18 protein-coding genes, 1 other RNA gene and 1 pseudogene are annotated in these 22,796 nt (G+C 67.0%); 9 read left to right on the top strand and 11 right to left on the bottom strand.

Features of this window, described 5'->3' with window-relative positions; all coding sequences use genetic code 11:
- Positions 1-16 precede the first annotated feature (16 nt).
- The 4 genes and pseudogenes from ABQU90_RS19220 (at position 17) to ABQU90_RS19205 (ending at position 5,096) form a co-directional block, all read left to right on the top strand.
- A complete protein-coding gene (locus tag ABQU90_RS19220) occupies positions 17-3,739 on the top strand; it encodes a M48 family metallopeptidase (protein ID WP_323521131.1) in 3,723 nt (1,240 codons plus the stop codon).
- 236 nt (positions 3,740-3,975) lie between these two features.
- Positions 3,976-4,104, top strand: a pseudogene (locus tag ABQU90_RS19215) (alpha/beta hydrolase); the annotation flags it as partial.
- A 106-nt stretch (positions 4,105-4,210) separates the two neighbouring features.
- Positions 4,211-4,609 carry a host attachment family protein gene (locus ABQU90_RS19210; protein WP_055852817.1) on the top strand — a complete coding sequence of 133 codons (399 nt, stop codon included), beginning with the start codon at positions 4,211-4,213 and terminating at the stop codon, positions 4,607-4,609.
- Positions 4,610-4,766: 157 nt separating this feature from the next.
- Complete coding sequence (locus tag ABQU90_RS19205) at positions 4,767-5,096, top strand: thioredoxin family protein (protein ID WP_323520892.1); 330 nt, start codon at positions 4,767-4,769, stop codon at positions 5,094-5,096.
- An 88-nt stretch (positions 5,097-5,184) separates the two neighbouring features.
- On the opposite strand, the gene ABQU90_RS19200 is transcribed toward ABQU90_RS19205, so the two are convergent.
- Positions 5,185-5,259, bottom strand: a non-coding RNA gene (locus ABQU90_RS19200) — sX9 sRNA.
- Between the two features lie 432 nt (positions 5,260-5,691).
- On the opposite strand from ABQU90_RS19200, the gene proP reads away from it, so the two are divergent.
- Complete coding sequence (gene proP, locus ABQU90_RS19195; RefSeq protein ID WP_323520894.1) at positions 5,692-7,182, top strand: glycine betaine/L-proline transporter ProP; 1,491 nt, start codon at positions 5,692-5,694, stop codon at positions 7,180-7,182.
- A gap of 13 nt (positions 7,183-7,195) precedes the next feature.
- Here the strand turns inward: proP and ABQU90_RS19190 are convergent, their stop codons facing one another.
- The gene (locus tag ABQU90_RS19190) at positions 7,196-7,654 is read right to left on the bottom strand and encodes an SRPBCC family protein (RefSeq protein ID WP_055852824.1); all 459 of its coding nucleotides are present in this window, start codon (positions 7,652-7,654) and stop codon (positions 7,196-7,198) included.
- A 167-nt stretch (positions 7,655-7,821) separates the two neighbouring features.
- On the opposite strand from ABQU90_RS19190, the gene ABQU90_RS19185 reads away from it, so the two are divergent.
- The 4 genes from ABQU90_RS19185 (at position 7,822) to ABQU90_RS19170 (ending at position 10,163) form a co-directional block, all read left to right on the top strand.
- Positions 7,822-8,616: an EcsC family protein gene (locus ABQU90_RS19185; protein ID WP_323521132.1), complete on the top strand. Its 795-nt coding sequence runs from the start codon at positions 7,822-7,824 to the stop codon at positions 8,614-8,616.
- A 45-nt stretch (positions 8,617-8,661) separates the two neighbouring features.
- The gene (locus ABQU90_RS19180; RefSeq protein ID WP_323520895.1) at positions 8,662-9,150 is read left to right on the top strand and encodes a DUF4431 domain-containing protein; all 489 of its coding nucleotides are present in this window, start codon (positions 8,662-8,664) and stop codon (positions 9,148-9,150) included.
- A gap of 234 nt (positions 9,151-9,384) precedes the next feature.
- A complete protein-coding gene (locus tag ABQU90_RS19175; protein WP_323520896.1) occupies positions 9,385-10,020 on the top strand; it encodes a DUF938 domain-containing protein in 636 nt (211 codons plus the stop codon).
- 17 nt (positions 10,021-10,037) lie between these two features.
- Positions 10,038-10,163 (top strand): hypothetical protein, encoded by a 126-nt coding sequence (locus ABQU90_RS19170; protein ID WP_323520897.1) that lies wholly within the window; start codon positions 10,038-10,040, stop codon positions 10,161-10,163.
- Positions 10,164-10,210: 47 nt separating this feature from the next.
- Here ABQU90_RS19170 and ABQU90_RS19165 read toward each other — a convergent pair whose 3' ends face one another.
- The 9 genes from ABQU90_RS19165 to ABQU90_RS19125 all read right to left on the bottom strand — a co-directional run bounded on the left by ABQU90_RS19165 (position 10,211) and on the right by ABQU90_RS19125 (position 22,315).
- Entirely contained in the window at positions 10,211-10,471 is a 261-nt protein-coding gene (locus ABQU90_RS19165) for a helix-turn-helix domain-containing protein (protein WP_349783482.1), read from the bottom strand.
- 44 nt (positions 10,472-10,515) lie between these two features.
- Positions 10,516-12,312: a carboxypeptidase regulatory-like domain-containing protein gene (locus ABQU90_RS19160; protein ID WP_323520899.1), complete on the bottom strand. Its 1,797-nt coding sequence runs from the start codon at positions 12,310-12,312 to the stop codon at positions 10,516-10,518.
- Positions 12,312-14,576 (bottom strand): hypothetical protein, encoded by a 2,265-nt coding sequence (locus ABQU90_RS19155; protein ID WP_323520900.1) that lies wholly within the window; start codon positions 14,574-14,576, stop codon positions 12,312-12,314. Before ABQU90_RS19155 ends, ABQU90_RS19160 begins: the two co-directional genes overlap by 1 nt.
- Positions 14,573-15,763, bottom strand: a complete 1,191-nt coding sequence (locus tag ABQU90_RS19150) for a BatA domain-containing protein (RefSeq protein WP_323520901.1) — start codon at positions 15,761-15,763, stop codon at positions 14,573-14,575. Before ABQU90_RS19150 ends, ABQU90_RS19155 begins: the two co-directional genes overlap by 4 nt.
- A 648-nt stretch (positions 15,764-16,411) precedes the next feature.
- Positions 16,412-17,308: a DUF58 domain-containing protein gene (locus ABQU90_RS19145; RefSeq protein ID WP_323520902.1), complete on the bottom strand. Its 897-nt coding sequence runs from the start codon at positions 17,306-17,308 to the stop codon at positions 16,412-16,414.
- A gap of 10 nt (positions 17,309-17,318) precedes the next feature.
- Positions 17,319-18,311, bottom strand: a complete 993-nt coding sequence (locus tag ABQU90_RS19140; protein WP_323520903.1) for an AAA family ATPase — start codon at positions 18,309-18,311, stop codon at positions 17,319-17,321.
- A 211-nt stretch (positions 18,312-18,522) separates the two neighbouring features.
- Positions 18,523-19,335, bottom strand: a complete 813-nt coding sequence (locus tag ABQU90_RS19135; RefSeq protein WP_323520904.1) for a DUF4159 domain-containing protein — start codon at positions 19,333-19,335, stop codon at positions 18,523-18,525.
- Positions 19,332-20,666, bottom strand: coding sequence for a TldD/PmbA family protein (locus ABQU90_RS19130; protein WP_323518221.1), 1,335 nt, complete (start codon positions 20,664-20,666; stop codon positions 19,332-19,334). Before ABQU90_RS19130 ends, ABQU90_RS19135 begins: the two co-directional genes overlap by 4 nt.
- Before the next feature lie 14 nt (positions 20,667-20,680).
- Entirely contained in the window at positions 20,681-22,315 is a 1,635-nt protein-coding gene (locus tag ABQU90_RS19125; RefSeq protein ID WP_161962972.1) for a TldD/PmbA family protein, read from the bottom strand.
- Positions 22,316-22,796 lie beyond the last annotated feature (481 nt).

Raw genomic sequence — 22,796 nt, 5'->3', positions numbered from 1 at the left:
CAATGCCTGGCTGGCCATGCTCGGGCTGGGCGGCTTCATCGCCGTGTATCTGGGATTGCTGGGGTGGTTCGGTTGGACGGCGTATCGGCTGGCGTCCGGGCTGCTGCAGGGCTCCGGCGGCGAGCAGGCCGTGTGGATGTGGCTGGTGGCGGTAGGCGCCGCGTTTCTGGCCGTCTTCATGGCCAAGGCGTTGGTGTTCAACAAGCGTGCCGAGCGCGATACGCGCGCGCTGGAACTGCGCCCGGCCGAGCAACCGGAGCTGTTCGCGTTCCTGCATCGGTTGGCCGATGAAGCCGGTGCACCACGTCCGCACAAGGTCTACCTGTCGGCGCAGGTCAATGCCGGCGTGTTTTACGACCTGTCGCTGCTCAACCTGCTGCTGCCCTCGCGCAAGAATCTGGATATCGGCCTGGGCCTGGTCAATGTGCTGAACCTGGGCGAATTGAAGGCCGTGCTCGCCCACGAATTCGGCCACTTCGCCCAACGCACGATGGCGGTGGGCCGCTGGGTCTACATCGCCCAGCAAATCGCCGCGCATATCGTGGGCAAGCGCGATGCACTGGACAAGCTGCTGGCGACGCTGTCGCGGATCGACCTGCGTGTGGCGTGGATCGGCTGGGGCCTGTCGTTGATCGTGTGGTCGATCCGTTCGTTGGTCGAAATCGCCTTCCGCGGCGTGGTGCTGGCGCAGCGTGCGTTATCGCGCGAGATGGAATACCAGGCCGATCTGGTAGCCGCCTCGCTCACCGGCAGCGACGCCCTCGTCCACGCGCTGCACAAGCTGGAAGCGGCCGACGACGGCTGGCAGCGCGCGTTGCGCTTTGCCGGGCGCGAGTTTGCGCAGGACCGGCCGGTCAAGGATCTGTTTGCCATCCAGTCGCGCACCATCGAACACATGCGCGTGGTCTTGAACGACCCCGGCCACGGCGTGGTACCGGCGGTGCCCGAGGATGCGGCGCACGCGTACCGGCTGTTTCAGAACGACATCGCACAACCCTCGCAGATGTGGGCCACCCACCCGCCCAGCGCAGCGCGCGAAGAAAACCTCAAGCGTCACTACATCGCCTGCCCGATCGACGCTCGCCCGGCCATGGACGTGCTGCGCAACGCACAAGCGCTGCGCGAGCAGGTCTCGCTCGGCTTGTTCAACGGGCAGGCGCCCACCTGTGTGGACATCGAGGTGTCGCTGGCCGCGCTGGAGCGCGAGTTTGCAGCCCTATCGTTATCGCGGCGCTATCAAGGCCTGTACCTGGGCCGCTCCTGCACCCGCGCTGTGCGGACCGTGGCCGAGCTCTACGCCGATCCGTTGCCGCAGGGCGATCTGCTGCAGGCGCTGGATGGGTTGTACCTGCCTGAGGATGGCCAGGCCATCGAGCAACTGCGCGAACGCGAGCGGCAACGCGCCAGCCTGCAGGCCTTGATGGACGGCCGGCTGCGTGCAAATGGCGGCGTGGTGACCTGGAAAGGCACCAGCCTGACGCGCGCGCAGCTGCCTGCGGTGATCGCAACACTCGATGACGAACTGCAGGTGTTGCGTGCGCGGGTCAGCGGCCACGACCGACGCTGCCGCAGCGTGCATCTGGCCGCAGCCAACACCCTCGGCGGCGGCTGGCCCGAGCTGTTGCGTGGCTACCTGGCCGTGCTGCATTACACCGACCACACCCTTGCCGATCTGGACGATGCGCATCTGCTGTACCTGCAGACCTTCCACAGCGTGATCGCCGATGGCCGGGTGTCGGCCAAGGAGCTGCGCCAGCTGGTGGCCGCGTGCAATGAACTGCAACGGGTGCTGCGCCGGGTGTACGAACAGGTCGCGCACATGCGCTTGAATGCGCCGCTGGCCGCTGCCCTGGGCAAAGAACAGTGGCAGCAGTGCCTGCCGGAGTTCCGGCTGTCCGAGGCCGACGAAAACAATATCAACCCGTGGATGGATGCGGCCAAGGGCTGGGTGCAGGTCACCATGAGCGCGCTGGGCGAGCTGCGCGATGCCAGCCTGGAGCAGTTGCTGCACGCCGAAGATGCAGTGGCCGAGCAGATGCGCCACGGCGCGCCGGCCCCCACCAGCGACACACCGGCGGCGGCACCTGCAGATTATCCGGTGCGTCTGCCGGGCGAGGAGCGTCAGCGCAACCTCAAACAAAACCTGTGGCAGCGCTTTCTGGCCGCCGATGGCCTGTTTCCCTCCGTTGCGCGCGTTGCGGTGGCCGCGTCCATCGTGGCCGGGGTGCTGTGGGCCGGCGGCACGGTCGGCCTGGCCGAGGTGGTGGCCTACAACGGCTTGCAGCAGACGGTGACGGTGCGCATCGACGACCAGATCGCCTCGTTGCCGCCAAACGGTCGCCATGTGTTCCAGCTGGCAGAGCAGGCAACGCACCACGTCAGCACGCGCTCGGCGGCGGGCGGGGTGATCGAAACCTTCGATGCGCCCAGCGGCGGGCACGGCGGCCAGTTCGCTTATAACGTGGCCGGCGCAGCCCTGCTGCTGCACTGGCGCGCCAGCTATGGCGCGGCAGCAGAAGACAGCACACGCCATCTCGACAACGCACGCTGGGAACGCACCACCGCGCAGGCGGTCTTCAACGAGCCGCCGCAAACGGTCAGCGGCAAGGGCAGCCAGTACCGCGATGTGGTGACTGCGGTGTCCGATCGGCCACCGCACCAACTACTGGGCGAGCTGACACCTGCGCAGGATCTGGCGCTGATGCAGGCGCATGCACGCTGGGATGGCGCGCAATCGGCCTATCTGGAGCAATGGCTGGATCGCCTACAACGCGCGGCGCCACAGGCAGTGCCGGCGATCCTGGCCGAGCGCCTCCAGCGCGACCCGTTGGACGTGGTGGCTTTGCGCGTCCAGCAGGACACCGCCACTCCGGAGCAGCGTGCTCAGGTCTGCAAACAGCACGCCGCGATGGCCCTGGCCCGCCCCGACGCGCCGGCATTGCAGTACGCGGCGATCCGTTGCGGCAGCGACCCGGCGGCGCGCGATCGGGCCTTCCTCGATGCGCACGCGCGCTGGCCGAACGATCCGTGGCTGCAACGCGCCGCCGCCGCCGTGCATGCCGAACAAGGCCGCTTGCCGGAAGCGCAAGCGCTTTACGAACAAGTCGCACAGGTTCCGGCGATGGCTGATGACATCGTGCCGCAGCTGGTGCGGCTGCAGCGTTACCGTGGCCTTGCCCCGGATCTTGCGGCGATGGCGCAGCGCTCGCCAGCGCTGGCCTCGATGCTTGCGCTGGCAAGCGGCGAGGGCACGCAAGACACGCCATACCAGGGCTATCACGCATTGGCCGCTGGCCAGTTGGATGCTGCGGTGGCGGGCGCTGCCGCAGACCCCGATGTCCAGGCAAGGCTGGTGCGGCTGGCGGCAGCATCGGAGGGCGCCACCGCGGCACTGCTGCAACAGGCACGCGCGCTCGGCGATGAGGCGGGGATCGATTATTTCACCGCACCCGTTGCGTGGGCCTTGGCCGCACGTCAGGGCTGGCCGGTGCAGGCAGCGCGCGACACCACCCTGCGCGATCTCGGCGACGACGCCACGGCGATCTCGCGTTTCTTTACCGCCGTGCAGGCCGGCAACAGCCAGCAAGATGCCGAGGCGGCATTGAAGGGGGTCAGCCTGACCGGACGCGGCGTGGCATATGCGATGGCGGCGGTGTTGCTCGGCCAGCGCTGTCCGCAGGCATGGCGCGACGGCGCACGGAACTTGCTGTTTACCAACGAGCGGCCGTATCTGGGCTGAGCGTGGCGCACAGCAGCTGGCACGCAGTGCTCCGCTGCGTGCCGGTGACGCAGGAGTCGCTTTGCGGGGAAAGGCGCACCAACGCCGAGCGCCGATGCGCGTGCACAGCGCGCGTCTGATGGATGCGCCACCGCATGTGCATGTGCATCCCTGCCGCTGATCGTCTTCAGCAGGGATGCAAGGTGTGGCGCCATCGCGCACGTACGCGACTGCCAACGCCCGGCACGCACGTGTGAGATGGGTTGGGCCACGGGTTCCATCGCATCGACACGCTGCCGGAAAGCCAACAGGCGCTGCGCGTGACCGCGCGCTTTTTCAGCCGACATCTGGGGCTGCCGCTGCCAGCCTCGGCCGCGCCACGCTAACGCGGCACTGACACTGGCTAGGCACAGTGCTTACATCTTCTCGCCTAGGTTGAGACCGACTGGGTGCAGCACATGCCGCACCGATCATCGAAACAGGAGAAATCGGATGAGCCTGCAAATTCCTCAGGGTGCCTTGGTGGTAGTGGCCGACGGCGGCGAAGCGCGTTGGTTCACCAATACCGGCAACGAAGCCAAAGTCGTGCTGCGCCAGCATGCGCGCACCGATGTGCAGAACGTCGACGACGACGGCCCGGCCGGCAAGGCGCCGCAGGATCTCACCGACGCAGACCGGGACGAAATGACCTTCGCCAAACAGCTGTCGCACGCGTTGAACGATGGCGCACTGAAGCACGAGTACATGCACCTGGTACTGGTGGCCGACCCGACCACGTTGGGCCGCATCCGTCCGTTGCTGCACAAGGAAACCCAACAGCGCCTGGTGGGCGATCTGGCCAAGGACCTGACCAACCTGCCGCTAGAAGACATCCAGCGCGCGTTATCGTGAGCGCAACGATCGAACCGAGCGCCGTTCGTCCCGCGCGGCCGGCGTTCGGAATCTGGCAGATAGCGTTCGTGCACCGCGCTGCCGGACGCACCTTGCGCAGTGATCGGTCGCCTGTGCGGTAGGGTGTCGGTCACTTACGGTCATGGAGACAGTGTCGATGGGGTTTGTTCGCGATTACGCCACACAGGCACCGGAACGTAGCGAGGTGGATGCGCAGGCCGGGCTGCAGCTGCTGGAATTCGGTACCGATTGGTGCGGGCATTGCATCGCAGCGCAGCCGTTGTTGCAGAAACTGCTGGGTGGTTATGACGCGATGGCGTACTACAAGTTCGAAGATGGAAAAGGGCGGTCGTTGGGTCGCTCCTTTCGCGTCAAGCTCTGGCCGACGGTGATCCTGCTGCGCGATGGCGAAGAAGTCGCCCGCGCGGTGCGCCCGCAGACCCGTGAAGATCTGCAAGACGTGCTGGCGGTGCTGGACGCAGGCTGACGCGCGCTGCGCTTGCAGCCTGCGCGGTGGTGGATGTGTTGCGGTTAGCCCGATCGCGCGCGTCATCGCGCGCAAACGAACCGAGAGCGGCTAAAAATGCAGTGAGCAGTCGTCGGGTGGATGCAGACGGCGCACTCGGAATTGCAATGTACGAGTCGTACATGTCGCACTGAGCACATGTCGCTCCTGCCTGGCGGCTGCACACGCGTTTTGTTGGCTGCTCAAAGCGTGCAGTAGTGCCACTGCATCAAAACGTCGCCATTGTCATCGCGAAGCAGGCGTTGCTGCGTTGATGCAATTGCAAAAAATCAAGAAAAACGCCTGAAATCAGCGCACATCCTGCGGCGCGCACGGTCGCGTCTGCAGCCAATTGCTCGCTGTAGTAACATAGCGGGCTGATCAAGCCCTTGGGCGTACGCCCATCCCTTTGGTCATCTGTCCCGCAGCGCCGCTGAGTTGACGCGGCCGTCCGGGAATGCCTCCGGTCTCTCCAGTGCATGTGCTCCTGCCGTGTGTGAAGTGCCGTGTCCTGTGTGTTGTCAGGACGTGCGGGCAGCGATGGCCCGCAGCTGCAACGCACCTGGAGACCAAGCACATGCACGACACGCGCGCGATTCGTTCGCACTTCGGTTGGTTCAAACGCCGCCGCCAACTGCAACTCGACGACGTCACTGTGGTGGATCGCAGCATGCTGCGCCGCGCGGTGAGCGCCGCGGCGCTGGGCAACGCGATGGAGTGGTTCGACTTCGGTGTGTACGGCTATCTGGCGGTGACGCTGGGGCAGGTGTTCTTCCCGGCGAGCAATCCCACTGCGCAGTTGATCGCCACCTTTGCCACCTTCACCGTCGCCTTTCTGGTGCGGCCCATCGGCGGCATGGTGTTCGGCCCGCTGGGCGACCGCTATGGGCGGCAGAAGGTGCTGGCGGCCACGATGATCCTGATGGCCTTGGGCACCTTCAGCATCGGCCTGATTCCCTCCTACGAACGTATCGGTCTGTGGGCACCGGCATTGCTGTTGCTGGCGCGCTTGTTGCAAGGGTTTTCCACCGGCGGCGAATACGGCGGCGCGGCCACCTTCATTGCCGAATACGCCACCGATCGCAATCGCGGTGTGATGGGCAGCTGGCTGGAATTCGGCACGCTGGGCGGCTATATCGCCGGTGCCGCCACGGTGACCGCGTTGCACATGAGCGTGACGCCGGCGCAGATGCTCGATTGGGGCTGGCGCGTGCCCTTTTGGATCGCCGGCCCGCTGGGGCTGCTGGGCCTGTACATGCGCATGAAACTGGAAGAAACCCCGGCGTTTCGTGCCTACACCGAGCAATCCGAACAGCGCGAACGGGAGACTGCCGGCCAGGGCCTGATGACGCTGCTGCGCCTGCATTGGCCGCAACTGCTCAAGTGCGTCGGCCTGGTGCTGGTGTTCAACGTCACCGACTACATGCTGCTGACCTATATGCCCAGCTACCTCAGCGTCACCATGGGCTATGCGGAAAGCAAGGGCTTGCTGCTGATCATCCTGGTCATGCTGGTGATGATGCCGCTCAATATTTTCGGCGGCATGTTCAGCGACAAACTGGGGCGTCGGCCGATGATCATCGGCGCGTGCATCGCCCTGTTTGCGCTGGCGATTCCGTGCCTGCTGCTGATCGGCAGCGGTTCGGATGCGCTGATCTTCCTCGGATTGATGCTGCTGGGTTTGGCGCTGGTGTGCTTTACCAGCTCGATGCCGTCCACCTTGCCGGCGCTGTTCTACACGCCGGTGCGCTACAGCGCCCTGTCGATCGGCTTCAACGTCTCGGTGTCGTTGTTCGGCGGCACCACGCCGCTGGTCACTGCCTGGCTGGTGGAGCGCACCGGCGACCCGTTGGTGCCGGCGTATTACCTGATGGGCGCGGCGGCTATCGGGCTGGTGACGATGCTGTTCGTGCGCGAAACCGCCGGGCTGCCGTTGCGTGGCTCGCCGCCGGCGGTGGCCAGCGCTGCAGAAGCGCGCGCGTTGCTGCAGGCCGATAGCCCGGTCACGGTGGATGCGCAGTTGCCGGTACCCGGCGTGCCGTCGGTAGGCCAGCCGCGCACTGCATGAGCGCGCGCCGCGCTCAGCGCAGTGCGGGGTCGCGGGTGTCGGGCATGTCCGGGTAGGGCATGCCCTGCCCGGTTTCCACATAGCGCTTGAGGCTGCTGCCCAGAAAGTACTGCCAGCCCTGGGTACACGCCTCCAGACACGGCGAATCGCGGTAGCCGGACTGCACGAATTCCACGCGGGTGCCCTCGCTGGTGGAAATCAGATCGAAGCGCATCACCGTGCCCTCCCAGGCCGCGGTGTCGAGCATGTTGGAGCGCTCGCAGCGCCAGCGCACCAGCCGATGGTCGGCGCCTTCGTCGATGCGCAGGACCACCTGCCAGCCGTGGCTGCTCCAGTCCAGGCGCACGCAGTCGTCGGCCTGCTGCACCTCGCGCGTCCACCAGCGCGCCAGCTGCACGGGCTCGGATAGCGCGGCGGACACCACTTCCGGTGCGGCGGCGATCACGATGCTGTGGCGGATCTCACGGTTCATCTGATGGGCATTGCCTGCGTGGACGCCGATGATCGCGCATTTTGCCAGCCAATTGCAGCTTTGCCCGATCTGCGGCCGGCCGCTCGTCCGGCGCTCACACGGCGCTGGGTACCATCGACGCAGACCCTATGACGAGAGCAGGCATGACGACGCTTCCGATACCGGTGATGGATATGGCCGCGCAGCGCGACCTGGCCGCGGCGCACGCGCTACTGGAAAACCCCGGCGTGGCAGCCCAGCTGGCCAACGCGCTGGGCGCGCCGATCGAGAGCTTGATCACCAAGCGGCTGCCCAAGATGGTGACCCGCAGCATCGACGGCCTCACCCGTCGCGCGTTGCAGGTGGCCATGAAGTCGGCATTGCTGAGTCTGCGCGGCAAGACCGAGACGCTGCAGCCGGCCTCCACCACCCGGCACACCCTGGCGGTGGCCGTGGCCGGTGGTGCCGGCGGCTTCTTCGGCCTGCCGGGCCTGATGGTGGAGCTACCGCTGACCACCACCGTGATGCTGCGCTCCATCGCCGACATCGCGCGCGCCGAAGGCGAATCGCTGCAAAGCCCGGACACTGCGCTGGCCTGCCTGGAAGTGCTGGCGCACGGCGGCCGCAGCGTGGTGGACGACGGCGCCGAATCGGGCTATTTCGCGGTGCGCGCGGCAATGGCGCAGCAGCTCAGCGCCGCTGCCCGCCATGTCGCTGCGCATGGCTTCGCCAGCAAGGGCGCGCCGGCCTTGGTGTCGCTGGTCTCGCGCATCGCTGCCAAGTTCTCGGTCAACGTGGGCGAGAAACTCGCCGTGCAGGCGGTGCCGTTGGTAGGCGCGGTGAGCGGCGCCACCCTCAACACGGTCTTTATCCGCCACTTCCAGGCCATGGCCCGCGGGCACTTCATCGTGCGCCGGCTGGAACGGCAGTTCGGCGAGGAGGCGGTGCGGCGGGCGTATGAGGCGCTGCCTCCTGCGCGATAGGGCCTTACGATCTACCCTGATCACCATTGCAAGGGACTGCGTGAAATGAAAACTGCACGGCGTTTGCTGTTGATCCTGTGTGGCGTCATCGCCGCGCCTGCCTGTGCGCAGTCATATCGGTACGGCGCGCCGGAAGTCACGCTCCAGGGCATGCTCATCAGTGCCACCGGCCAGACACCCGATGGTGCGGAGGTGACCTATCCGGCGCTCAAACTCATTGCTCCGCTCACCGTGGAGGCGACCGATGGCAAAGAGGACTTCGAGCCATCTGCAACCGGCATCACGCTGTTGCAGTTGTCCCTCGATGCAACAACCATGCGCGCGTTCAAGCAGTTGAAGGGCCGCCAGGCGCGCGTGTCCGGGACGCTGTTTCATTCGGATAACGGCCACCACTACACCGATGTGTTGCTGTCGGTGACCAGCGTTTCAGACAAGAACTTAGGGGTCAGACAAGAACTAGCCGCTTGCGGCCTGCTGCTGTGTCCAGGCTGCCGCCATTGCGCGGGACGGCTTGGCTCAGGCGATCGGCAGTGACAGGCGATCCCGACGAGGCAGTGCACTTCTGGCGCATGCAGCGCAGCGCGCCAGTGAGCGGATGCATCCGTGGCGCGCGCCGCTGCATGGAGCCCGGCACCGACGGTTCGACGCTGCGCGGCACACAGCAGCGTGTCGAGTGCGAGCATCTCCGTCCCCCGGCCAACGCAATCTGCGCCGCGACGCGCGACAATGGCGAGCCTCCAATGCCTCCTTTCTGTCCGGACCTTGGCCATGACCAAACCCTTCTCGCCTGCTTCCGCACGTAACCGCGATCCGATCCTTGCGGTGTTGCAGCGTTACTTCGCCGATCGCCACCATGTGCTGGAAATCGGCGCAGGCACCGGCCAGCATGCGGTGCATTTCGCTGCGGCGATGCCGTGGTTGCAGTGGCAGGCCAGCGATCACGCCGATCATCTGCCGGGCATGCAGCAATGGCTGGATGACGCCGCGCTACCCAATACGCCGCCGCCGCTGGCACTGCAGGCCGTGCTGACGCCGACGTCTGGCTTGGCGCCACTGCCGGCCTTGCCCGCACTGCCCGATGGTCAGCGTGGTTTCGATGCCATCTACAGCGCCAATACTTTGCACATCATGGGCTGGCCGCAGGTGCAGGCCTTGTTTGCAGGCTTGCCCGAGGTGATGGCACCGCAGGCAGTGCTGGTGGTGTATGGGCCGTTCAATCGCGATGGTCACTTCACCAGCGACAGCAATCGCGACTTCGATGCGATGTTGCGCGCGCGGGATGCGGCGTCGGGCATTCGTGATGCGGCCGACGTGGACGCGCTGGCTGCGCGGGTGGGCTTGCAGCTGGTGGAAGATGTCGAGATGCCGGCCAACAACTACTGCCGGGTGTGGCGGCGGGGCTAGAACGCGTTGGCGTTTTGATGCGCGCCGGTCGTGCAGTTGCCGACGATGACCGCATCCGCGCCGACCGCATCCGCGCCAGCGGCGGCAGTCATCGCATCGTCGACCGTGTAGCGCTGCCGTTGGCACCTATCGCGTTGTCGTAATGGCCGCACTGCAGCGCACACGCTGGATCGCACGCGGCGCCATCGCGTCATTCCTGCGGCTTATCGCGACGGACGGCTTGCGGCGTCTTGCCGGTCCAGACCCGGAAGGCGCGCACGAACGCGTTGGTGTTTTCAAACCCGAGCAGCAAGGCGATCTCCGCGCTGGACATCATGGTCTTGCGCAGATAATGCTCGGCCAGCGCCGCGCGCACCTTGTCCAGCGTTTGCTGAAACGTGGTGCCTTCCTCATGCAGGCTGCGCTGCAATGTGCGGCTGCTTACTCCTAGCCTAGGCGCTTGGTCGTACACGCGGCAGCGTTCAAACCTTGCGCGCACGCATCACACATCGCTGCCTAGGTGGCAGGTGTCGCGCGTGCGCTGCGCCACCGTTCCAACCACCACAGCACCGCCGCTGCGGCGACAAACCCCAGCCACCATGGCCAGCGTGGGCCGGGCTGGGGCGTTGGGCGTGCCTGGCGTGGCGTGGCGCTGTGGTTGATGAGTGCACGCGTTGCATCGCGTTGCGTGTTGGCGAACAGGGCAAGCGCGTCGGCAGGTGCGCGGATGTAGAGCGCGCCGCTGCGTGTTGCGTCTTGCCAGCGATACCAGCCCGTGTGCTCTGGCCAGAGGCCGGCGCAGGCCGCCGCGCCGGTGCCGGGGTCCGGTGGCAGTGGGTGGGTGGCGCCATCGGGCGAAAGCAGCTGTGCATCGCGGCTCAGGTTGCAGACGCTGATGCGTTGGTCGCGCCAACCAACGCGGGTGGGGCCGCGCGCTGTGGGTTGGGCGCGCGTCAGTGGCGAGAGCGTCTGGCTCCACAGCGCGGAATGCAGATCGGGTTGGCCTTGCAGCACCAGGCGGTAGCTGTCGGTGACGGCGATCAGGCCGATACGCCCGCGCCCGATGGCGCGCCACCACGCGTACGGCGTGCCGTTGGATGCGCGCAACACGGCGATGGCATCGGGGGAGTTGGGAACCAGCGTGCGGCGTTCCAGGGTGGGCAGTGCCTCGCTTGTGGCGCCGCGCGTGTCCGCTGCGTGCTGTGGCGATTGCTGATGCAGCGCCTGACGCATGGCATTGGATGCGGGCGCGACCAGCAGCGGCGCGGCGGCGTTATCGCCACGCAGCGGCAAGCCCAGCGCGGCGATGGCAGTGCGTTGTGCGGCATCGAGCGGGCCGCTGAGGCGCAGCAACAGGCCCAGGCCACGTTCGACCGCCGCCCGCACTGCATCGCGTTGCAGCCGCGACAGGCTGGCCAGCGCACGCTCGTCGAGGATCAGCAGGTCGCTGCGGTCCAGCGTGGCGGCGTCCAGCGCACGCGGCGCATCGCCCAGCTGCATGCCGCCGCCGGTGGCGATCTGGGTGTGCAGGTCCAGGCCGGCGTCGTGCGCCCAGCGACGCAGATATTTGAGCTCGGGTTGCGGGGCGCCGGCGATGATCCAGAGGTTGGCGGCAGGGCTCTCCACCACGGTCACCGGCACCTCGGCCTGGTCGCGCGGGCGTGCGTCCGGCCCGAGCACGCGCACCACAAAAACGCTGTCGCCAGCGGCGCGCACGCTGCCGCCGAGCTGGAAGCGGCCGTCAGCGTCGGGCGCAACCAGATCGACGCGGCGCCCGGCCGGGTCCAGCAGTTCGAGCCTGGCCTCGTGCACACCGGTGATGCGGCCGTGGATCCGTAGATCGGCCCCTGGCGCCAGTAACGATGGCGTGGACAGCTCGCTCAAGCCGGGCGTGGGCGCTGGAGCGGTGTAGCGCAGCGGCCAGCCGCGCGCGGTGTCACGGTCGCGCGCGGGCAGGCCGGCGCCGACGATGCGCAGCCCGGTGGTGCCGGGATGGCGACGCAAGGCGGTGGCCAGATCCGGCATGCGCTCGGCATCGCGCAGCGCGGCCGGGGCCTCGGGTAGCGCGATGCGCGCGTCGCCGGGCGCGATGGTCAGCGCTGCCGTGTCGCTGCCGGCAGTGGCGACCACCAGCGTGCCGCCATGCCCGGGCAGCGACGGCGGGACCAGTGCGCAATACAGCAGCGCGGCGCACAGCGGCTGCAAGGCGAGCAGCGCGGCCTTGCGCCAGCCGGCGATAGGGGCGCGGCGCAGGCGCCACCACGCCAGCAGCGTGATGCCGGCCAGGGTGACGATGATGATCCAGGCCGGCATCAGGGGCGCTCCTGTGCGTGCAGGGCATCGAGATAGCGCTGGCCGCCAGCATCGGGGGCAGTGCGCGGTTGCACGGCAGCCGGCGGACGCACCAGTACCGGCCACAGCAGCGCGCGCAGGCGTTGCCGGCAGCTGGCGCAGTCGGGTGTGGCGCGCAGGGTCTCGGCGGCGGCGGCTAGGTCCAGCGGGGCATCGAGCTGGGTCTCGTGCGCCGGCAGCCAGCGCGCAAAGGCGTCCAGTGCGGCGGCATCCTGGGCGGGCGCAGCGTTGCCCAGCGCCTGCCAGAGCGCCATCGGTTGCGGATCCGGGCTGGTGCGCGCGTCCAGCGCAGCGGCGCCGCGCGCCAGTCCGTCGCGCTTGCCGCTCATGCGCCGGCTGGGGTCGATCGGCGGCAGTTGCGTGCCGACGCGTGCCAGATAGATGCGCTCGGCCTGCTGCACCTGCTTGATGAAGCCCAGCGCCTTGTTGGCGAACGGCAGCGCGCGCTCGGGGTGGCCCTGGCGCAACTCGCCTTCGGATTGCCACATCTGGTCCAGCGCCGCGCGCAGCAGGGCGCGGGTCTGCGGGTCCAGCAAGGTGGCCGCTTCGGCGTGGTCGTGGGTGTGGCCGAACTCGGTCAGCACGTCCTGCGCCTGGCCGAAGCCGCCGCGCTCGGGGCGCCCATCCGCATGATCGTGGTCGTGGTCGTCCAGGGCAGCGGCGCCGCTGGCGGGGGCGGCGGCGTGGTCATGATCTGCGTGTGCTTGCGTGGCGTCATGGGCGTGCTCGTCCGGCGCGGCCGGCGCATCGGCGGTGGGCATGTCGGCCGTGGGCAGGTCATCGGCCGGGGCGTCGCTGGTGGGCGGTGCGTCGGCGGTCGGCGGGCCCTTTGGCGCGCCTTCGCTTTCTTCGCCCAGGAACTGGCCGTAGCGCAGCCGTAGCAGGCGCTGGTCCACGCCGATGGCGTCGGCGCGTTTGAGATAGGTGGCCGCGTCCAGGCGCGGTTTTTCCTTCAGCAGCGCCTCGGCGTCGATGATGATCTGGCGCTGGCTGCGGAAGTAGGCCGGCAAGGTCTGTTTGACGCTCGCCTCCAGGCCGGCGGCCATGGTCTGTTCCGGCGGCGGCCAGCGCAGGATCACGCTGGCGCTGCGGCCTTCCTGCGGGCCGGGCTGGCGGGTGTCATGCACGATGAGCTGCGCGATCAGGTCGTCGCCGGCGGCCATGCCCAGCGCCTGCGGCTGCAGCGTGGCGGCAAAGTTGCGGCGGGTGGCCTGGCCGCTGCCGGTGAGCGTGCGGCGCTGGGTCTTGAAGGTGATGTTCTCGCCGCTGCCCTGGGCCAGGGTCAGGCGCAGCTCGGCGCTGGCGGCCACGGCGTAATCGTCGCTGGCTTCGAAGCGTAGCGCCCAGGCGCCATTGGCCGGTGTCCACAGCACCAGGCTCTGCTCGGGGGCGAGCACGCGCACCTGCGGCGGGCGGTCCGGCAGCACGTCCAGCCGGTGCAGTTGGCTGTCGGCGGGCGTGCCGTCGATGAGAATGCGGTACAGGTTGGCGCGCGTAGCGATCCATTGGCCCTGCCATTGGTCGCTGCTGCCCTGCCGGGTCAGCGGGATGAGGCGGCCGTCGGTGAGCCGCAACGCCACGTTGCGCGGGGCCGGGCTGACCCGCAGTTGCCAGTCCAGCCGGGTGCCGGCGGGCACGCGCGCATCCAGGCCGGGCAGCCGCGCGGCGGGCAGGCCGGTATAGGCCGGCGGTGTGCTGCGCAGCTGCGCCTGACGCAGCATCGCGGCGCCGCTGCTGGCACGCGCAGCGGCCACGCGGTCGGCGGGGGCGGCCGGCGGCAGCGCCCGCGGCGGCCACAGCAGCAGCGCGCTGCAGGCGGCCAGGCCGAGCAGGCTCCAGGGCCATGCGCGCCGCCACGGCCAAGCCGGGCGCAGATCGCGCGGAGTACTACGCAGGCGCTGCTCCAGCCGCTGACGTTGCAGCACCTGCAGCGCGCCAAGTTGCGTGGCCGGTGCGAACAGCAGGTCGCTGCTGTCGTCCAGGTCCGGTTCGCAATCCAGCCGGCGGATCAGCCAGGTCTGGTCCAGCTGCCGCGCCGCGTGCAGCGCGATGGCGGCCAGCATCGCGACGCCCACCAGCAACAGCGGCACCACCGCGGCGTGTGCGCCCATGCGCCAGGCACCCGCGCCCGCCAGCAGCGCCAGCGGCCACCCGAACACCAGCACCCCGGCAGCGCGACGTCGGCGTGCGGCCTGCCAGGCGCGCTGCAGTGCGGGCGTGCTCATGCCGCGCTGCTCCGGCGTGGCGCGGTGGCCAGCCAGCGCTCGAGCGCAAACAGCAGCAACACCACACCGACCAGCCACGGTGCCAACGGCCATGGCGGCGTGGTCAGCCGGATCGCGCCGCCGCGCTGCGGCTGTTGGGTCTGCGCCAGAGCGCGTTTCGGGATGGGTGGTGGCTGCAGTGCAGCGTGCAGGCGGGTGGGGAATCCGGCGTCCAATAGCGCCGGCAGCTGCTGCGGCTCCAATGGCGCGTCCCAGCGCAGCAAGCGCCCACGCCCGAAGGCGGCGGCGTCGAGCACCGGCTGCCCCTGTATTTCGAGCACGGGTTGCAGCGGCGCGGCGAGTGCGGGCGGCACCGGCGTGCGCGCATCCAGCAGCAGCTGGCCGCCGGCCGCAACCCAATCCAGCACCGGCGCGGGCGGGGCGGTGGGCGACAGCCACGCCACCACCGTGCCGGGTGCCCAGCGCGCCGGCACGGCATCGGCAGGCGCGCCCACCGGCAAGCTGCCCGGCAGCGCCCAGGCGGCATGCAACGCGCGCAGATAGCGCAAGGCCGGTGCGGCGCGGTCGTCGGCAATTGCCTGCATGCGCAGCGGCACGGTGGCAGGCGTGGCGGCCACCGGCGACGCACCGGGCAGCACCTGCCACTGCACTGCACGCGACAACTGAACCCGTTGCGCATCCACCACGCCCCACTGCGCGGGCACGATCACGCTGAGCGGCGCGTCTGCAGGCAGGCTGGCATCGAGTTCGCGCAGCAGGCTGCCGACCGGTTGCGGACTGCCGGCCTGCGCACCATCACTGGTGGCGACATCTGCCTTGGCATCGATCGCTGCAAAGCCCGGCGCCAGCCACACCCATTGCGCATCCTTGGGCTGCGGCAGCGCGCGTGCGGCGGCCAGGTCCACACCCGGGCTCACTGCGATACGCGGGCGCGCATCCTGATGCGCACGCAACGCCGGTTCTGCCAGCAGCAGCGCCAATGCTGCCAATAGCAGCAGGCGCACCAGCAGCAACGGCAGCTCGTCCAGGCGCACGCGGTGGCGTGGGCGTGGCACTGCACGCAACCAGCGCAGCGCAGCGAAGTCGGTAGGCCGGTGCTCGCTACGCCGCGCTAGATGGATCAGCAGCGGCAACAGCAACGCGGCCAATGCCGCGAGCCCGGCGGGGAATAGCAACAGCAAGTTCATTGCCATGCCTCTGCGCTGACGCTGTGAGCGAGTGCATGCATGGTGCTGCCGGTGTGCGGGTGGCTGTGGATAGGGTTGGTTTGCTGTCTCAGCGGCGACAGCAGTTGTAGCCGTAACTGCGACTCCAACTGCAATCGCAGCCGCAGCCGGAGTTGCAAGCCGCGCACGCGCGCGACGGTGGTCGGCGTTGTACTCATGCGAAGACGTTGCCTAGGCAACTGCAACTGCAACTGCAACTGCAACTGCAGTGGCATGCAGAGTTGCATGGCGTGCACGTGCTCGACGTTGGTCAGCGTTGTACCCATGCGAAGACATCGCCTAGGTAACTGCCCCCGCAACTGCAACTGCAATCGCAACAGCGGTGGCATGCGGAGTTGCATGGCGTGCGCATGCGCAACGGTGGTCTGCACTGCACTCATGTGCAGGCGTCGCCCGGGTGATGCAGATACATCGCGCACGGCGCTGTACGCCGCGCTGGTATCGACATGCCACGCGCGATGCGGCCCGGCACGCATGGCTGCCTCTGCGTACGTTGCCCGCTGACTGCAGGACGCGTTTGCTGCTGTGGTGGCTGCTGTACCGCCACTGCCGATCGCGAGACCGATCGCGAGCTGGAATGCGCCGTCGTCGCCCCGCGCAGGCACACGCTCATCGAGCCGTACCCTGACCGAACAGCTGGCGCAGCGCGGCATCGGCCGGCGCATCCAGGTAATGCACGGCATGCGCGATGCCGGCCGCCTGCCAGCGCGCCTGCCGCGCGCGCTGGGCCGCGGCAAAACGTTGCAGATAGTCCTCGCGCATCGCCGCGCCGTCGCCGAGCAGTTCTTCGCCGGTTTCCGGGTCGCGGAAGCGGTGTCCGCCGCTGAATTGAAAATCGCGTTCGTCGCAGGTGAGCACCTGCAGCTGCAGTACTTCACGGCGCGCGGCGGCAAACTTTTCCAATGCGCTCGCCAGTTCTTCATCGAACCCATCGCCGATGGACAGCAGCAAATCGTGCGCGGCGATGCGTTCCCACAATGGTCGCAACGCCTCCAGCCCCGGCCAGCGGCCGCCGGCGCGCAAGCCGTGCAGAGCCAGCCACAGCCGGTCGCGCTGACGGCTGCCAACACCCGCCGGCACCGCAAACAGGCCGCCGCCATGCAAGGCATACAGGCCGACACGGTCGCCTTGCTGCAGCGCCACTTCGGCCGCGCAGGCGGCCAGTGTCGCCATCGTCTGCAGGCGGGTGTGCTGCGGCCGCGCGCTGTCGGTTTGCCCGGCCGACGCGGTGGCATCGAGCAGCAACCAGAGCGTCAGCGGGCTTTCACGCTCGGCTTCGCGCACGAAAAACCGGTCCGAGCGCGCGTAGAGCTTCCAGTCGATCTGGCGCAGCGCATCGCCCGGCTCGTAGGCGCGGTATTGCGCAAATTCCAGCCCTGCGCCGCGGCTGCGGCTGGCGTGCTGGCCAATCCCGTGCCCGCCCTGCGCCCGACGCGCACGCAGCTGCAAGCCGCGCAAACGGCTGCGCACATCGGCGGGAATCAGAGCCGGCAGCGGTGGATGCATGGTGCTGCGCTCAGCTCGGGAACGGCACCGCGCGCAGCAGCGCGGCGACCACATCATCGGCACTGCGTTGTTCGGCTTCTGCAGCGAAGGACAGCAGCAACCGATGTCGCATCACCGGCGCCGCAAGCGCCAGCACATCCTCGCGCGTGGCGGCCAGCCGGCCATGCAGCAACGCGCGCGCCTTGGACGCCAGCACCAGCGATTGCCCGGCACGCGGGCCGGCGCCCCATTTGATCCATTGCCGCACGTCATCGCTGGCCTGCGGGCCGGGACGGCTTGCCCGCACCAGGCGATTGATCCAGGTCAGCAGATCCGCGCCCACATGCACCTGCCGCACTTGCCGCTGCAGCGCCTGCACGCTGGCCGCATCCATCACCTTGGGCACCTGCGCGCTTGCGCTGCCGGTGGTCTGGCTGAGGATGTCGCGCTCTTCCTGCTCGCTGGGGTACTCCACGCGCACATGCAGTAAAAAACGATCCAGCTGCGCTTCCGGCAGCGGGTAGGTGCCGGCCTGCTCGATCGGGTTCTGCGTGGCCAGCACGAAGAACGGATCCGGCAACGTATAGGTGGTGCCGGCATAGCTGACCGTGCGCTCGCTCATCGCTTCCAGCAATGCGGCCTGGGTCTTGGGCGGGGTGCGATTGAGTTCGTCGGCGAGCAGCAGGTTGGTGAAGATCGGGCCTTGCTGAAACCGGAAATGCCGGTGCCCGGTGCCGTGGTCTTCTTCCAGCAACTCGGTGCCCAGGATGTCGCTGGGCATCAGATCGGGGGTGAACTGCACGCGGCGGAATTGCAGTTCCAATGCCTGGCCGAGCGAGCGCACCAGCAGTGTCTTGCCCAGTCCTGGCGCGCCTTCCAGCAGGCAGTGGCCACCAGCCAGCAGGCCGATCAATAGCTGCTCCACCACCGCATCCTGCCCGACCACGGCCTGGGCCAAAGCGGCGCGCAGCGCGCCAAGTTGCGAGAGCTGGGCAGTGAGTGTGTCTTCGTCGGGGGAGGTCATGCGGAGTCTCTGATGATGTGGCGGCTTGCGTACGGCGTATTGGCGCGTAATACGGTGTTATCGATGGTGTTGCATGGTGCGAGCACGTTCCTGCGAAGCCACCGTGATCTGCGTATGCGATGAGGTTACCCAGCCAGACGTGCCTTACGTAGCAGCGTGCCTGCGCGCGACGCGTTATCGGTGGGCCGCATCGCGTGCGCTGCGCAGCATGTCAGTTGGTCAACGCATACATCACGATGTTCACGCCGAACTTGGTGTTGTCTTCGGCCAGAAAACGTTTGTTGCGCCAGTCGTAATCCCATTCGCAGCCGTAATCCTTGTTGCTGTAGAGCACACCCAATCTTCCGTCGATGCTGATGCCCTTGAGGTAGTCGTGCACTAGATCGTCGCCCCAGCCATTGAGTTCGAAGCTGGTGGCGGGCGGGCCGTCCGGGAACTTGAAGAATGCGCTATAAAGACGATGGTTCTTCGGTAATTTCTGCAGCGCGCTCTTGCCGAACAGCGCGGTCATCTGCGCCTCGAACGAGGTGGCGAACAAGCCATCGATATCGTGGTTGCAATCGTCCACAAAAACGAAGCCGCCGTTACGCACGTACTGTTCGAAATTGCGCCGCTCGGCCGGATTGAATTCCACCAGCTTGTGCCCGGCCAGGTAGCAGAACGGCGCTTGCAACATGCGCGGATCGGCCAGGTCGATGACGTGCTCTTCCGGGTCCACTCGCAGCTGTGTGTAGTCGATCAGCGAGGTGATCAGGTTGGATGGCATGCGCGCATCCACATCCCAATCGCCGGAATCGTAGCGCAGCCGCGTAAACCAAAAGTCGTAAGCGCCGGCCGCACGCGCCGGCCATGGCAGCGCCAAACTTGCGGCGCTGCCAAGCAACAGTTGCAGGAAATGGCGGCGCGATCTCGGAGCCGGGAGGGAACCGGGAACAGGAGGCGCTCGTGAACACTCAGGTTGAGAGAAGCCGCTCTTGCTCTCCCATTCCCGATTCCCGACTCCCGATTCCCGGCTTCTACTCACACCGCATCCGACAACGAGGTAAACGTGAAATCACGCAGCCGCATCGGCGGAATCATCATTACGTAGCTGGACTCATCGCCGGCCACGCGCACCGGCTTGCCCAGTTCGTCGATGTTGTTGAGCATGATGATCGGCGATTCGTTGAAGCGGAAATTCTTCACCGGGTATTTGATCTGCCCGTTCTCGATGTAAAAGGTGCCATCGCGGGTCAGCCCGGTCAGCAACACGGTCTGCGGGTCGACCATGCGGATGTACCAGGTGCGCGTAACCAGGATGCCTTTCTCGGTGCCGCGCACCAGCTCGGCGATGTTCTTGTCGCCGCCGGCCATCAGCAGATTGCCCGGCTCGCCGATCGCACGCTTGCCGTTCTTCTGCGCCCAATAGCGCGAATACTGCAGGTTGGCGACCTTGCCGTTTTCGACGATGGACATCTTCTCGCGTGGCAGGCCTTCTTCGTCCCACGGCATCACTGCTGCACGCGCGTCCCATGGGTCGGCGGTGATGTTGACGCGCGGGTCGTACACCTGCTCGCCCAGTTTGTTGCCGCCGCCTTTCTTGGACAGGAAGCTGCGGCCCTCATCGGCCATGCGCGCATCGAAGTAGCGCATCATGAACGAGATCAAGCCGGCCGCTGCTGCCGGCTCCAGAATCACGGTGTATTTGCCCGGTTCCAGCGCCTTGGCTTCGGCCGAGTCGCTGGCCTTGCGCATCGCGATGCGGACGTCCTGCTCGGCCTTGAAGTCGGACGCGTCTTTCAGATTGCGCCCCACCCAGCCCGAGCCGCGGCCGTCTTCGGTGCGCACGGTACAGGTGTAGTCGAAGCGTGCGTCGCGCTGATAGCCGAAGTTGCCTTTGCTGTTGGCAAAGGCGGTAAAACTCTGGCCATCTTCCAGAAAGCCGGCAGCGATCAGTCCCTTGCCCTTGCACGGGGCGATCGAATCGGCTGCGACCTGCGCGCGGAACGCGGGGTCTACCGCTGCAGTGGATGCGCTGAAGGTGGGGCTGGCGGTGTAGGTCTGCTTGTCGACGGCCGGCATGAACTCCGGATTTTCTGGTGCCAGCTTTGCCAGATCTTCGGCGCGGCGTACCACGCGCTCCAGCGATGCATCGTCGAACTCGTTGATGGTGGCGGTGCCCACGCGCTTGCCAAACGCCACCTGCACCTGCAGATCGGTGTTGTCGACAATGCCGCTGGTGGACACGTTATTGAGCGCAAAACGGATATTGCCGTCGATGGCGCCAGTGAGCGTGGCGGTGCACTCGTCGGCCTTGGATAGTTTGATGACCTTGTCCAGGATGGCCTTGGCCTGCGCTTCGGTAAGGATGCTCATGTGGGTTTCTCCTGTCAGCCGAGCGAGCGGGCGGTGCTGATGACGTTGATGCCATCGAAGCGTGCGGTGGACGAACCATGCGAGACCGCCGAGGACTGGCTGGGCTGGCCCTTGCCATCGAAGAACGAGCCGCCCAGGCGGTAGTCGCGCTGATCGGCCACCGCGCTGCAGGCATTCCAGAATTCTGGCGTGCGGATCTGGTAGGCCACGTCTTCGAGCATGCGGGTAATCGCACCATTCTTGATTTCGTAAAACAACTGGCCACCGAACTGCGCGTTGTAGCGCTGTTGGTCGATGGAGAACGAGCCGTCGCCGATGATGTAGATGCCGTTCTCGACGTTCTTGATCAAGTCGCTCACGCTCAGCGGCGTCTTGCCGGCGGCCAGCGACACATTGGCCATGCGCTGGAACTGCACGCTCGACCACGAGTCCGCGTAGCAGCAGCCATCGGAGGCGGTCTTGCCGAGGATATGCGCTTGATCGCGGATCGCTTGGTAGTCCACCAGCTTGCCGTCGCGGATCAGGTCCCACTGTTTGGTCTTGACGCCTTCATCGTCGTAACCCACCGCGCCCAGGCTGCCGGGCTGGGTCTTGTCGGCGAGGATATGCACCTTGTCGCTGCCGTACTGGAAACCGGCCTTGAGCTTGTCCAGCGTGGCGAAACTGGTGCCGGCGTAGTTGGCCTCGTAGCCGAGCACGCGGTCCAGCTCCAGCGGGTGGCCCACCGATTCGTGGATGGTGAGCCAGGTGTGCGAGGGATCCAGCACCAAGTCGTACTTGCCCGGCTTCACCGACGGCGCCTTGAGTTTTTCCTGCGCCTGCTTGGCGGCGGCGATGGCGTCCTCCTTCATGTCGTAGGACAGGCCGTAGTTCACCACGCCATTGGGCGAGACGAACTTGCCCGAGGCCGCGCCATCCAGATATTCGTAGCCCAGGCCCATCGGTGCGGACAGCCCCTCGCGGGTGCGGAACTTGCCGCTGGCCTTGTCGATGGCGGTCACGGTCAGTGGCGCCCAGATGCGATGCACATCCTGGTCGATGTAGGAGCCATCGGTGCTGGCAAAATACTTTTGTTCGTTGACCACGAACAGCATCGAGTTGACGAAGCTGGCGCCGGCCGCGGTGGCGGCGGCATTCACACCCAGCAGCAGATCCACCTTGTCCTTGATCGGCACTTCCATCGCGTTCTTGGTGATCGGCGTTTTCCAGCTGACCTCGCCGACACCGGGCGTGGGCGCCAGCTGCACCGGCGTGCCCTGCACCTTGGCATTGGCCTTGGCGATGGCAGCGGCCTGTGCGGCGGCCTTGGCCACGCCCTGCTCGGTCAGATCGTTGGTGGCAGCAAAGCCCCACGCACCGCCCACGATCACGCGGATGCCGGCACCGATGGATTCGGTGTTGACCACGTTCTGCACCTTGTCTTCGCGGGTGATCACGAACTGGCGCAGATAGCGGCCGATGCGCACATCGCAATAACTGGCCCCGGCCTGACGCGCGGCGGTGAGCCCGGCATCGGCCAGGCGCTTCTTGCGGCCCACATCGAAGGGCGTCAACAACTGTTCGGCGGCAATCGCCTTGCCGAAGTAGGCCGGCACGATCAGCCCGCCCATGGTCAGCCCGGTCAGGGCCAGGAAATCACGTCGCTGCACGGCAACTCCCCAATAGTCCCGCGCGGCGCGCAGGTGGTGTGGTGACGCGCACAGCTCTGCACGCGGTATCTCCGATTCTTGCCGGGCGAAGAATGCGGCGTCAAATGACTTTCGGCAGGGGGGTGTGGGTAAGCGATGTCCCACATGACGTCAGTGACGCGGCGGATCTGTCTTGAAACGTGGCGAACACGACTGGCTGCACATGGGTGCTACATCATCGCCGCGACACGCGGTTGATCGATGCCGCACGCGTTTGTCCTGTTGACGATCGCGCCTTGCGTGAAGATCGCAGGGTTGTGCGCAGTAGTTGTCTTACATGTTCCAAACAGCTGGAAAAAGGCTGTGGAGGCTTTGGTCGCGCAGTGATACAGCTGCGGCTTTGCTGCAGGGTCCTTGCCCGCCTACCATCGCGGGACACGCTGCAAGTACGTCCATGTAAGCTCTTTGGCGGCATCCATGCCGCCAAAGGTCCCGCGACGGT

Origin of the sequence: Xanthomonas sp. WHRI 10207, from assembly GCF_040202975.1 — a bacterium.
Taxonomy (GTDB): domain Bacteria; phylum Pseudomonadota; class Gammaproteobacteria; order Xanthomonadales; family Xanthomonadaceae; genus Xanthomonas.
The sequence above is the reverse complement of the archived record's forward strand: the minus strand, read 5'-3'. Positions and strand labels throughout refer to the sequence as shown.

Excerpts from the sequence above, each read along its gene's own strand:
- ABQU90_RS19220 (WP_323521131.1), top strand. The coding sequence starts at position 17 with ATGCTCGGGCTGGGCGGCTTCATCGCCGTGTATCTGGGATTGCTGGGG.
- ABQU90_RS19210 (WP_055852817.1), top strand. The coding sequence starts at position 4,211 with ATGAGCCTGCAAATTCCTCAGGGTGCCTTGGTGGTAGTGGCCGACGGC.
- ABQU90_RS19205 (WP_323520892.1), top strand. The coding sequence starts at position 4,767 with ATGGGGTTTGTTCGCGATTACGCCACACAGGCACCGGAACGTAGCGAG.
- proP (WP_323520894.1), top strand. The coding sequence starts at position 5,692 with ATGCACGACACGCGCGCGATTCGTTCGCACTTCGGTTGGTTCAAACGC.
- ABQU90_RS19190 (WP_055852824.1), bottom strand. The coding sequence starts at position 7,654 with ATGAACCGTGAGATCCGCCACAGCATCGTGATCGCCGCCGCACCGGAA.
- ABQU90_RS19185 (WP_323521132.1), top strand. The coding sequence starts at position 7,822 with ATGGATATGGCCGCGCAGCGCGACCTGGCCGCGGCGCACGCGCTACTG.
- ABQU90_RS19180 (WP_323520895.1), top strand. The coding sequence starts at position 8,662 with ATGAAAACTGCACGGCGTTTGCTGTTGATCCTGTGTGGCGTCATCGCC.
- ABQU90_RS19175 (WP_323520896.1), top strand. The coding sequence starts at position 9,385 with ATGACCAAACCCTTCTCGCCTGCTTCCGCACGTAACCGCGATCCGATC.
- ABQU90_RS19170 (WP_323520897.1), top strand. The coding sequence starts at position 10,038 with ATGCGCGCCGGTCGTGCAGTTGCCGACGATGACCGCATCCGCGCCGAC.
- ABQU90_RS19160 (WP_323520899.1), bottom strand. The coding sequence starts at position 12,312 with ATGCCGGCCTGGATCATCATCGTCACCCTGGCCGGCATCACGCTGCTG.
- ABQU90_RS19155 (WP_323520900.1), bottom strand. The coding sequence starts at position 14,576 with ATGAGCACGCCCGCACTGCAGCGCGCCTGGCAGGCCGCACGCCGACGT.
- ABQU90_RS19150 (WP_323520901.1), bottom strand. The coding sequence starts at position 15,763 with ATGAACTTGCTGTTGCTATTCCCCGCCGGGCTCGCGGCATTGGCCGCG.
- ABQU90_RS19145 (WP_323520902.1), bottom strand. The coding sequence starts at position 17,308 with ATGCATCCACCGCTGCCGGCTCTGATTCCCGCCGATGTGCGCAGCCGT.
- ABQU90_RS19140 (WP_323520903.1), bottom strand. The coding sequence starts at position 18,311 with ATGACCTCCCCCGACGAAGACACACTCACTGCCCAGCTCTCGCAACTT.
- ABQU90_RS19130 (WP_323518221.1), bottom strand. The coding sequence starts at position 20,666 with ATGAGCATCCTTACCGAAGCGCAGGCCAAGGCCATCCTGGACAAGGTC.